At 66.9% G+C, this 11,896-nt stretch carries 7 protein-coding genes; 3 read left to right on the top strand and 4 right to left on the bottom strand.

Annotated elements, in window-relative coordinates; genetic code table 11:
* Window positions 1-123: 123 nt before the first annotated feature.
* Window positions 124-954 (bottom strand): hypothetical protein, encoded by an 831-nt coding sequence (locus tag DMH12_RS33410; protein ID WP_125495117.1) that lies wholly within the window; start codon window positions 952-954, stop codon window positions 124-126.
* Window positions 955-1,241: 287 nt separating this feature from the next.
* Between DMH12_RS33410 and DMH12_RS33415 the strand changes: the two genes are divergently transcribed.
* From DMH12_RS33415 to DMH12_RS33430, 3 genes are all read left to right on the top strand, one after another.
* Complete coding sequence (locus tag DMH12_RS33415) at window positions 1,242-2,513, top strand: helix-turn-helix domain-containing protein (protein ID WP_185832706.1); 1,272 nt, start codon at window positions 1,242-1,244, stop codon at window positions 2,511-2,513.
* A gap of 182 nt (window positions 2,514-2,695) precedes the next feature.
* Window positions 2,696-3,967, top strand: a complete 1,272-nt coding sequence (locus DMH12_RS33425; protein WP_260474435.1) for a hypothetical protein — start codon at window positions 2,696-2,698, stop codon at window positions 3,965-3,967.
* 109 nt (window positions 3,968-4,076) lie between these two features.
* A complete protein-coding gene (locus DMH12_RS33430) occupies window positions 4,077-4,385 on the top strand; it encodes a hypothetical protein (RefSeq protein WP_125495119.1) in 309 nt (102 codons plus the stop codon).
* Window positions 4,386-4,775: 390 nt separating this feature from the next.
* Here the strand turns inward: DMH12_RS33430 and DMH12_RS33440 are convergent, their stop codons facing one another.
* From DMH12_RS33440 to DMH12_RS33450, 3 genes are all read right to left on the bottom strand, one after another.
* The gene (locus DMH12_RS33440) at window positions 4,776-7,163 is read right to left on the bottom strand and encodes a tetratricopeptide repeat protein (RefSeq protein WP_312023986.1); all 2,388 of its coding nucleotides are present in this window, start codon (window positions 7,161-7,163) and stop codon (window positions 4,776-4,778) included.
* Between the two features lie 273 nt (window positions 7,164-7,436).
* Window positions 7,437-7,799, bottom strand: a complete 363-nt coding sequence (locus DMH12_RS33445) for a hypothetical protein (protein ID WP_312023987.1) — start codon at window positions 7,797-7,799, stop codon at window positions 7,437-7,439.
* 1,103 nt (window positions 7,800-8,902) lie between these two features.
* Window positions 8,903-11,302 (bottom strand): DEAD/DEAH box helicase, encoded by a 2,400-nt coding sequence (locus DMH12_RS33450; protein ID WP_125495123.1) that lies wholly within the window; start codon window positions 11,300-11,302, stop codon window positions 8,903-8,905.
* Window positions 11,303-11,896: the final 594 nt, after the last annotated feature.

Consider the following 11,896-nt stretch of genomic DNA (forward strand, 5'->3'; position numbering starts at 1 on the left):
GTTGCAGCCTGCTGTCCCCCATTCCTCCAGCAGACCGCAGCCTCCAGCCGCTGTCACCGCCCGAGCCGAAATCTGAAACGAACCACGACTCACGTGGCGAGACGTGAACTCAAGACCAGATCACTAGGCGTGGAGCCGCACCGGATAACCCATGTCGTCGATGTCGCGGAGCACGCTGACGGCAAGCATGAGCCCGGTTACGGCGTTGACCGGGGTGTACTGCGTGGCCGCGGCAGCGTGAGCGGTGGCGTGCCGGTTGAAGGTCTCGGGGACCGGGTCCGACGCCCAGAATGGCTCCAGCGCCTTCGGGAACGGTAGGAAGGCCGCAGCTTCGCGGAGCTGGCGGATCGTGGCGTCGTCGTCCTCTACGACCGGGATGTTCTTCAGGACCTTGGCGTAGCCCGGCCACTGACCATTGGGCTTGAGCCAACCGGGATTGGCGTAGGTCAGGCCACGGATCAGGGTGTCCAATACGTTTGCAGCCAGTGCCTGAGCACCGCTGAACATGCCGCGGTCAGCCATGTGCACGCACTCTTCGAGGAGTGTTACTTGCTCGCCGAAGCGGCTGTCAGTTACTGCTGCGAGGGTCGCCTTGCAGGAGGTCAGGATGGCCGGACGGCAGTCGTCAATGACCTGTTCACGGGCCGCTGCGTCGTCGGCGGCGAGGAGCTGGCGGATGACGTCGGCCGGGGGAACCCAGACCAACGGAATGCCTTCCTTCATGAGCACGATCATGTCCGAGTAATCGAGACGGGCGCCTCGCCAGTTGGCGGGCATCATCGCGTCCAGGCGTTCTAGCGCAGGCTGGAGCGGAGCGATCACCTCGGCCAGGTGATCGAAAGCGGGTATACGGATCTCCAGCGGCGGCACGACCGCCGCCGCGACGGCTTCCTGGATACCTTTGGTGGCCGCAGCCAATGCCCTCGACAGGTCCGGCCCGAAGCTGTTGTTCATTCTGATGTCCTTCCTTGCACGTGGTGAGCATCATCAGGCACGCACAGGCCGAGGAGCCTCCGTTTTCCGCCTTGGCCGTCCCGTCCTCGCATCCCGCAACGGCTTCGTGTCTCCCTGTGCGGTCGCCGCCTCCGCCGGATCAGGGCAAGGGGAACGTCTCCTCGAATCTGCGTGCGATCCGGAGTAGACAAACGCTGCGCTGTCGGCCCCCCTCCGTACCCTTGGCGCTCAACCGCTGGGGCTCACGGTCCCGCCGGGCCTCGGATCACGGAAAGCGGGACCGCACAGTGACATCGATCTACCTCTCCTCCGACAATCCCCGGTGGACACCGAAGACCGAGGCCGACCTCCAGGCCGCCATCACCGGCGGCCTGTTCGAGGAAAGCCACCACCTGGACCTGAAAAAGGCCCCGAACAGCAAGGGCGACAACAAGGAACTGGCGCGAGATCTATCCTCGTTCGCCGTCGACGGCGGAACACTGATCATTGGCGTGCAGGAGAACAAGGAGAGCCGCACCTTCGAACTCGCCCCCCAGCCTCTGAACGGGTTGCCGGAGAAGATCGAGCAGGTGGCACGCACGATTCCCGACCCACCGCTGACCATCCTCACCGAGGAGATCAGCGCTGCGGCCAACGATGGGACTGGTTACCTCGTCGTACACATCCCGGCCAGCCCCGTCGCGCCTCACATGGTGGACAACCGGTACTTCGGCCGCGGTGACAAGACGAAATACCACATGGGTGACGCCCAGGTCGTAGCACTGCACGCAAAGCGACGGAGCGCCGAAGCGGACACCCTGCTCCTCCTGCAGAAGCAGATGCAAGAAGACCCGCTGCGCGATGTCGGCGACCAGTCCCACTTGTTCCTCGTTGCACAGCCCACGGCCGGCCGCCGGGACATGTGCCTGCCGATCACCGGCGCCCAGGACTGGAACCTGCGCATGGCTACGCTGATCAAGCGCGTCCAAGAGTCTCAGGACCTGCGATCGGCACTCGCCGGGCGAGGATTCAGCCCTGATCTGGACGACGCCCACCAGGGGCACCGGCGCGCTAGGGGAGTGGCTCGCAGCTCCTCAGGTCTCGGACCCGACCGTACGCACATCCCTGAAGGACGCTGGGGCGATGAGGACGTCATCGAACTCCAGCTCTTCGAGGACGGCGGCCTGAAACTGCTCATGACCCGCCTCTCCGACAATCTGTCCAAGCCGCACACCGCGGCAGATGACGCGGAGCAGGTCATCTTCGACTCCGCGGCCGTTGTCCTTACCCGGCAGGTACTGGAACTTCTGCGCCTGATCTCCGAAGACGTCGGATACCACGGCAACTGGGCGATGGCGGTCGGAGCCAACCGACTCCGCGGTCGGCGCAGGTACTCCGGGCAGTCGGCCTACCCCAGCAGCCAGAGATACAGCGAGGACACGTACGAGGAGACCACCGGCATCACACTGGCCGAACTTCGTGAAGCACAAGGGGCGGTCACCAGGCGCCTGCTCGGCCCGCTGCTGCGTTCCCTGGACTCCCAAGAAGTGTTCACCGAGGCGTTGACCGATAAGGAATGACGCGACCTGCGGGTTCCTCTCGTAGCGACCAGCCGCCAAAGGACAGCAGGTCTCCGAAGTGCTCGCCGATGCCGTAGAAACCGTGCCTGACTCGTACGGGCCCTCTACACCCGGCTGGACCGCCTCACCGAACCCGCCCCGGTAACCGCGTAGTTCACCAAGCGAAAATCGAGGACCGAGGGGTGAACCGGTCTCTACGATCGACAGACGATCCACACGAACGGCGCAAGGAGCAACCAGTGGGGGAAGTCGTCCTTCATCCGGCGAGCGATCTGATCTCGGACAGCGAGGTCCCCGCGATCATGGGGCAGATCCGGCCGCAGTGGCAGTCCAAAGGACTGATCGAACGTGTTCGGCGCCTGCTGCCGGTGGATCCGAGCAGCGCGTGCCAGCGACTGCTGAACGCCGCCGTCCAGGATCTCCGCGAGAAGGTTCAGATCGCCGGTATCGACATCGCCTCCGAAGTCGCCGCGGCGCACAAGCTGCCGCCGATCAACCGTGGCGACCGCGGGGCCGAGGACATCGAGAACTACTCCACCGCCAAGCTCATCGACCTCTCGTACAGAATGGGACTGCTCAGCCGACCCGAGTGGCGCAAGATGACCCGCGCCTACGACATCCGCCGCGACCTGGAGCACGAGGACGCCGAGTACGAGGCCGGCATCGAGGACTGCATCTACATCTTCAAGACCTGCGTCGACGCGGTCCTCTCCCGCGACCCCATCACGCTCATCCACGTCTCGGAGGTCAAGCAGATCGTCCAGGCGTCGGGCCCCGTCGCCGCCGACCCAGGCCTCCTGACCGACTACGAGCACGCCCCCGACACCCGGCAGCTGGAGATCCTCAAGTTCCTGCTGAGCATGGCCCTGAGCGACTCGGAACCCGAACTGATCCGAGGAAACTGCTACACCCTCATCACGGAAATCTCCCCTTGCACCCGTGACGGCGTACGCGTTGACCTGGCCAAGTATCAGATGGACAAGGTCGGACGCGTGCCGCTGACAGAGCTTCAGGTCCGCGTCGCCCACGCGGCCGGCATCCTGCCGTATTTCCGGAAATCTCAGCGAACCGCCTTCTTCCGTAGCCAGCTTGAGGCCCTGCAGAAGATCGGCCACAGCTGGAGGGCCAACGCCTCCCACGGCCCCGCCCTCCGGCTGTTCCCCGAGTTCGGCGGGCTGGCCGCGGTGCCCGCCGACGTGCGGGTGGACCTCATCCGTTGGATGACCCTCTGCTACATCGGCGAGGAGGGCGGCTACGGCACGATGGGCCGCAACCGCAAGGTCTTCTACAGCAACAGCGCCGCGCCGCTGATCGAGCAGATGTTCAAGGACCACCGCGAGATCATCCGTGATGATGTCAGCGGCCTGCAGAAGGACCGCAGCGTGAAGCTTGCCTGCCGTGATGAGTACGTCGCCCGACGCTTCCAAGACCTCCTCGACCTGGTCGGTGCTTGACACAACAGCTCGGGCGCCAGAAAGACGACTCCCTGATGCCCGAAGCGGTAAGTGGTGCGCCGAGGCACTCAGTCTGTGGCACCCTACGTTCCGTTAGGGGGATCAACTGATGACCGAGTACGTGTGTACCGTATGCCCCTTCCAGGCTGACGGCCTCGAAGAACTGCAGCGGCACTCACTGGAGACCGGCCACGTCGGCATCTGCAAGAGCGAGGCTCCACCAACTGGAGGCAAGCTCACCAAGCGTCTGGTAGTAACTCAGGCCGTGACCCTTGCCGCCCTTGGAGCTTCCCTTTCCGCGTGCACGTACCTCTACGCCAAGTGGCAGAGTGCAGAGGCGGAGAACACCTACCTGAAGTCACCTAGCGGCGCAGGTCGCAACCTCAAGAGCCATGACAAGAGCCGTGACAAGGAATGAGCTGGGTGCGGGCGATACCTGCGCCGTCGATCGGTGAATCTGCTGACGTGGGGCAGCGCTGACCGGCTGCTGTCCCGAGTCCTGGCCACACGTGGACATCACGCCGCTCCTTCCATGGCTGCCCACTCCAGTCGGGGTGCCGGTAAGAACGCTGTCACCAGCCGCAAACGGCGGTGATCAGTCCTCTGACCTGAAGGGCCGGGGCAGTTCTGCCGTGTTGGTCGTCTCGGCGAACGCGAGACGGCCGCCCTTCAGTTCGGGCACGTAGTTGTAGATGGTGTTGCGGGAATCGACTTTCTGGCACCGTTTTATGGGCATGATCCGGCATGGATCCGGCCGCGCGCAGCCACTTACCGATCTTGCTCATTAACCGGTCGATTGATGAGCGGCCTAGTCTCCCGCCGACTCCTGCCATCTGGCGAGGTTGCTGCGGGTGGTCAGGGTGAGAGGGTGGTCCTCACCTAGAACCCGCGCACAGTGGGCCAGCAGCTTCTCGGTCGCGGCCGCAGCGCCGGCTGCGTCCCCCGCCTGACCCCGCCAGTAGGCGAGGTTGTTCCGGGCGGTGAGGGTGTCCGGGTGGTCGGGCCCCAGCACCCGCACCGTGTCGAGCAGCAGCTTCTCGGTCGCGGCCGCAGCGCCGGCTGCGTCCCCCGCCTGACCCCGCCAGTAGGCGAGGTTGTTCCGGGCGGTGAGGGTGTCCGGGTGGTCGGGCCCCAGCACCCGCACCGTGTCGAGCAGCAGCTCCTGGTAGGCGGCCGCGGCGCCGGCCGCGTCCCCCGCCTGACCCCGCCAAGCAGCGAAATGGTTCTGGGTGGCGAGGGTGTCCGGGTGGTCGGGCCCCAACACCCGCACCATGTCGAGCAGCAGCTCCTCGTAGGCGGCCACCGCACCGGTCGCATCCCCCAACCAACCCCGCCAAAAGGCGAGCTGGTGCCGGGCCCCGAAGGTGTCCGGGTGGTCGGGCCCCAACACCCGCACCATGTCGAGCAGCAGCTCCTCGTAGGCGGCCACCGCACCGGCGGCATCTCCCGTCCTACCCCGCCAGGCGCCAAGCTGGTTCTGGGTGGCGAGGGTGTCCGGGTGGTCGGGCCCCAGCACCCGCACGGTGTCGAGCAGCAGCTCCTGGTAGGCGGCCGCGGCGCCGGCCGCATCTCCTGCCTTACCCCGCCAAGCAGCGAGGTTGCCGCGAGCGGTGAGGACGCCGGGGTGGTCGGGCCCCAGCACCCGCACGGTGTCGAGCAGCAGCTCCTCGGTCGCGGCCGCGGCACCGACTACATCTCCTGCCTTACCCCGCCAAGTGGCAAGGTTGCTGCGGGTGGCGAGGGTGTCCGGGTGGTCGGGGCCGAGATAGTGGCAGGTGGTAGCGGCCAAGTGCTGGTAGTGGTCGCGGGCTGCGGCGACTTGGCCGCTCTCGCCGAGGCTGGCGCCGAAGCGATGCAGCACCTGATGGATATCAGGCCGGTACAAGGCGTCCTCGGCGGTCCGGATGAGGGTGGTGGCGTTGGCACGCAGAGCCTGGGCGAGGACGGTGTCACGTTCGATTTCGGGCCAGATGGCGGTGAGGGTGTCGGCGGCGGTACGGGCGAACCGGTAGTGCTGGTCAGGGGTGAGGGTGTCACGGGTTGCGCGCTGGATGAGCTGGTGGACGCGGACGGCTTGGTGGGGAGTGTCAGGAGTGTGGTCGATGAGGCTGAGCCGATGCAGGGCACGCAGGGCGAGTACGGCGTCCTCGGCCGAGACAGGGACCGGCTGGTGAATGCCGCTCATGCCGATAGGGGTGCGGTGCTCGAAGAGATGGATGAGGGCGGGCCGGCTGGTGAGAACCGGCGTAGGGATGCCATTGGGGTCGAGCATTGAGGCGAGCTCGAGCATAGGGCGGGCCAGGCCCGCCGGGCGGATCTGATTGGCACGTTCGATGGACAGGGACCAGGTGGCGGCCACGGTGGCGCTCTGGTCGTCGGGCAGTGCGCCGGGTTCCGGCAGCAGGTCGGCCAGTCTCCTGATCCGGTCGGCCAGCAGCTCTCGGTAGGAGGCACAGGTCAGATCCGCATCGATGATGTAGGCGGCGGCTTGGGCCAAGGCGAGGGGCAGGTGCCCCAGGTCGGCAGCAAGGTCGTTGATCTGGTCGGCTTGCTCGTGGCGGTCGTGCGCAGCGAGTACAGCGGTGAGGTAGGCAGCGGCCTCCCAGGGCATGAACAGGCCCACATGCACCAGGCGTCGGCCTGCTCCGGTCAGGGCGGCCTCGCGGCGGCGCGTAGTGACCAGGGCACGGCCGTGGCGGCTGGCGGGCGGCCACAAGCCGCGCATGTCGGCAGGATCCGCGACATCGTCCAGGACGACCAGCCACCGGCACGGCTTCTGGCCGGCTTTGTGCTCCAGCCAGGCCAGGAACGCCCGCGCGGCCTGCTCCGGGTCGCCAGGATCGGCGGCAAGGACCTCCACGCCGGCCTGCGCATACCCGGCCGTGATCGCTGACCGGCTGCTCGCGCTGATCCACACCAGAACGTCGACCTCACCGCCGTCCCAGACGGTGCGGGCGTAGTCGGCGGCCAGCTGGGTCTTGCCCACCCCGCCAGTCCCGGTCAGCACCTGGGTGAGCACCGCGGTACCCCCGCCGTCGACCGCTGCCCGTAACTGGTCGGCCTCGGTGCGGTGCTGGAAGGACAGTGCGCGAGGCGGGAGCACGCCGACCTGGTGCGGCCAGGCGGCCGGTGTGCGCGGCGCGGCCTGCTGTACGAGGGTGAAGCGGTCGATCGCCAGATACCCGGTGTTAGCCAAGCCGCCTTCGTTGGCGGTGGCGGCCCCCGTGTGGCTCACTTGTACCGAGCCGACGGGCCCTCGGTCCGGTCTTGTGTAGCCGGTCACCGCTGTGGCGCTGGCGCGGGCAGTGGCATCACTGGTGTCCGCGGCGGTTACCGACGGCTCGCGCTTTGTGTCTGCGGCCTTGGGCGCGGCGCTGGAGTCGCCGTCCGGGCCGGGGCGGCGCTTGGACCGTCTCCATCGCACCACCGGACAGAATCCCTCCCACACCCTCTGGCCGATCCGGCCCGGTCAGCTGAAATCGATACCCGTACTTGCGCTGCTGTCGGGCCCGTCCGCAGTGGCGTCCCCGGTCCGTTCCGCCCGGGCTGGCCCGTTCCCGACCTCCTGCGAGCCCCGTACGCCGGTAGACGCCCGGCCTCCACCGGTGGCCTCGGCGGTCCCGGTATCGACCACCACAACCCCGGCCTGTGGGTTGACCGGGGACTGCATCAGAGCCCACACCAGGGTGGCAATACCGGTGGCGCCCTGGACTGAGGCGGCAACCAGCTGGCCGGTATCCGGGTTGTCCAGCAGCCAGAAGAACGGCGTCGACGCGGTCAATACGACCGCGACCACCACGACCGTGATCTTCCTGCTTCGCGACACACTCACTCGCCCCCTCCCTGCAGCGGACGAACGCGCACCCTCAGCAGCATTGGATGAACTTCACTGGTAGCACAGGACGCCTTTGCATAGCCATCAGTTTCCCGCACGTGTTTGGAAGTCACCGCCCCCGCTGCCGCACGGCGGCACAGACGGCACGTTTCGGAACGGCCCCACTACCCCTCTTCCTGCATCGGCGAGGGCTCCGCCTTCTCCTGGTCCCCGGGTGGGGTCGACAGGTCATCCAGCGGGGCCCGAGGGCCGGGCACGGTGGCCGCAGCGAGGTTGAGACGGGGCCGTTTGCGGCTGGTGACAGCATTCTTCCCGGCACCCCCAGTCCGAGGCCGGCGAGCACGAAGTTGTCGGCGGCGGGCTTGGCGCTCCTGTACGTGGTGCGGAACGGGGCACGGATGGTGTGAACCACATCACAGTACGTTGAACCCCTTCCTGCGTACCATCGGCCGCCCGGTCACCCCGGCACGACGAACATGGTGCAGTGCCAACCAGGTTCACGGGTTGGCGCTCAGGTAGGTGAAACCCTGGCCAATCGGCCGGCCGTGGCGGACTGAACTGCCCCTGCGCAAAAGGCCAATGAGCGACCCTGACACCGCGTAAGGTGGTGCGTGCTTCCTAGAAGAAGCCTCGGAGGGGGACCGCACGGGCGGGTTCTCGGGCCCGGGATCCGGCAACCAGGTGTCGGTCCCACTGTCCCGAGGAGGTCTCGATGGGGAAGCATGCGCGGCCAAAGTCGGTGCGCTGGAAGCGGGTGTTGAGAAACATCCGGCTCTGGATGGCTCCGGTGATGGCGACCGCGTTTTGGGTGGGTCAGATGCTCCGCAAGTGGTGCTGGGGCTTGAACTGACACCGCCCCCAGCTCAATGCGAGTGAGCTGGGGACGGCACCCGATGCGGTGCGGGGCCCTTGCCGTGACAGCGGCGGGGCCCCGTCGCTCGTAGTTCGCGACTTAATTGACAACTAAGTCGGTAACCCCACCCTAGCGCACCCATGGACGCGCAAGGGTGGGGTTTTGTGGTTTCGTGCGGTCGCACCTGCGGTCGCACCTGCGGTCGCAGATAACCCGGAATCATGAGGTCAACACCGGCTTAGAGCCGCTACATCTCAGCCCACTCCAGCCCGAGGCCGGCCAACGCGGCGAGCTTGTCGACGGTCAGCTTGGCCCGGCGGCTCTTGCTGTTGCTGAGGAACACCCCGAGCTTCACCTCCGCCCCGCCCGGCAGAATCTCTACGTGGCCCCTGGAGACCGTCACAGAGCCAGTACGGGCCTTGTACTGCGCCAGGGCCGCAACGCCCAGCTCGAAGGCGCTCACAGGCGCCGTGGACGGCTCCGCGGACGCGGCCTGCTCCACCGGGGCCGGAGCGGCGAGCGGGGTGACGCCGACGGCCTCCAGGCGCTCACGCTGCCCGTCGGCGAGGTCCGCCCACACCTCGGGCTTGCGCTGCCTCGCCAGCCACTTGCCGATGTCCATGCCGTGCACGGTGAAGCCGGGCAGGACTTGCGCCGGGCCGTCCTCGTCACGCACCAGCTCGCGCAGCGCGGCGTAGTGCCGCTGCCACTCGGCCGGCCACGACGGGTTCCAGTCCTCGTCCACGGCCAGGAGCGCGGCCTCCCACTCCGGGTGCCCCTCCAGCGCACCCGGACGGCGCAGGTTGGAAAGCCACTGCCCCACCGGCTTGTCCAGCGCGGCCGCCGACCGGGGAGCGCACAGCGTCCAGTGCTCCTGGTAGTACACCCGGGCCGCCGCCAGGTTCTCCTGGAACCGCGCATCGGCCGCCGACCAGGCCATGCCCAGCTTCTCCAGCCGCGCCGCGCGTCGGCCGGACATCTGCCCAGCCCCGTACGCACGGCGCTGCTCCGCGACCCAGGTCCCGAGCGGGAACGCGCCCTCCTTGTGCTCGTACGGCACCCGGGCGTGCCCCTCGCGCTCGGTGAAGTCCTTGAGCTTCGCCCAGCCGCGCGCCCAGTCCTGCCGCTCCGTGTCGATCACGTTGAAGGACACCCAGTTCGCGACCATCACCGGATCACGCGGAGCCGCAAAACGGAGCAGCAGACGGGTTTCTTCCTCATTATCGCCGGGCGCGGCACCGATGTATTCGGAGGGCTGCGCGACGTCCTTCTGAGGCTCCTGCGGGATGGCCAGCAATTCCACGGCCTCTTCATCGTGAGCCCGCAGACCTTCCAATACCTTCACCAACGGCTTGTACGAACCCGAGGTGAACATATCCTCCGGCGATTCATCGGGCTGAAGGAAAACCGGCACGATCAAAGAGGCCAACTTGCCCTCTCCGGGCTTCTGGCGCAGCGCGCGGCCGATCGCCTGCACGATGTCGTGCGGGGCGCCCTTGGGGTCCAGCAGGGCCACGGAGTCCACGGCCCGGATGTCCACGCCCTCCCCGAGGACGCGGCAGTTCGAGAGCACGGCCCGCCGGGCGGTAGAGCCGAACTTGCTCAGCACCTCCCGCCGGCGCTCCGGAACGTGCTCGCCGCACAGCCAGTCCGCCCAGATCTGAGCCGGGTACTTCTCCGGCTGGTCGGCGTGCAGCCGCTTGGCCACGCACTGAAGGCCCTCCGCATACGCCGCGGCCTCTATGGTCCGGTGGTGGAAGGTGATGCACGTCTGGAGGTTGTGCTGCTCCATCGTGTGCAACAGCGCGGCCTGGAGCGCCCCGAGGCGCTGCCCGCGGACCTCCTCGGTGTGCCGCTCCTCACCCATAAGCCGGTCCGGGGTGACGACCGGGTCCTGGAGCTCCAGGACGATGATCTGGTACCGCGCCAGCAGCTTCCGCGACACCGCCGACGCCAACGAGAGCTTGTAGAGGACCGGCCCGAAGACCTTCTCGTCGTCCATGGAGGCCGCCATCTCGCGCGGCAGCGGGTCACGCACCCCCTCGGCGACCTCGCGGTTCAGCCGCTCCTCCCAGATCCGCGGCGTCGCCGTCAGGTACAGCCGACGGTGCGCCGGGATCTTCGTCTGGTCGTGGATGTCCGCCCACGCCTTCCCCATCGACCCACTGGTCCGGTGCGCCTCATCGACCACCGCCAGGTCCACCGGCGCGAGCGTCTGCCCGTAGGCCCCCTCGAACGCCTCCACCAGCACACCCAGCGACGCGTAGGTGGCGTAGATGGTCACTGGCCCGTCGCTGTGCCACAGCGCCAGCTGCACGGGGTTCGTGGTGCTTCGCACCCCCAGGTGGAACAGCTCCGGGTCGTCCAGGGGCGAGCACACCATGACCGCCGGCCCCTTGTGCCCGGCGCCGCTCCACGCCTTCACGGTCTGCGCCAGGAGATCCAGGGTCGGCACCACCACGAGAATGCGGCCCTTGGGCACAATCCGCTTTGCGGAGGCCGCCGCGATGATGGTCTTTCCCGTCCCGCACGCGGCGTGCACCTGCCCGCGCAGACCATTCCGGGGAATGCCGCCCGGCGGGATATCGAGGCCGCGCACGATGGCAGCTACGGCCTCAATCTGGTGCTCACGCATTTTCACGGCCATTCCCGTGTTCTCCTCTTCGCAGAATGCGGCGCGTAACAGGAATGAGAGCCCGACACGATGAGTGGCGGCCGGGGTGGTGGTGTCTAGCTCCAAACTCTACACAGTCGGGGGCGTGATGCATCAAGTCCTCAAACGTGCCTGCAGGGCGAGACACTGCGCCTAAGGTTCTGGCCCCAACTAGGGTCGGTCAAACTGGACATGACGGCCCATCACTGCTATAATAGACATATGACCACAAGGCGATTCCAGCGAGTCCAGGAGGTGGTTTCTGATAACAGAATAGAGGTGAAAAAATTGATTAGCGCAACCCTTATCGCCCTTCAGGTGATTGAAATTGCAGCAGTCATATTCTTCCACGCAAGAAGAAAGTGACGCACACGCAAGAGGCGCCATCACGCGCCCCTTGCTGCCAGCTCCGGCAACCGCGCTTGCGCGGGTGCCCGCAATTCGCGCTTGCGCGAATTGTCCTGCCTTTTGAATTCCGCTTGCGGAATTCAATTCCGGCGCTTGCGCCGGAATCTGAATTGCGCTTGCGCAATTCGTGCTCTATGCCCCGGCTTGCCGGGGTATATCCCGCGGAGCGGGATATACCCC

Origin of the sequence: Streptomyces sp. WAC 04229 (assembly GCF_003947455.1) — a bacterium.
Lineage (GTDB): Bacteria > Actinomycetota > Actinomycetes > Streptomycetales > Streptomycetaceae > Streptomyces.

Coding starts and splice junctions, on each gene's coding strand:
- DMH12_RS33410 (WP_125495117.1), bottom strand. CDS start 954: ATGAACAACAGCTTCGGGCCGGACCTGTCGAGGGCATTGGCTGCGGCC.
- DMH12_RS33430 (WP_125495119.1), top strand. CDS start 4,077: ATGACCGAGTACGTGTGTACCGTATGCCCCTTCCAGGCTGACGGCCTC.
- DMH12_RS33450 (WP_125495123.1), bottom strand. CDS start 11,302: ATGGCCGTGAAAATGCGTGAGCACCAGATTGAGGCCGTAGCTGCCATC.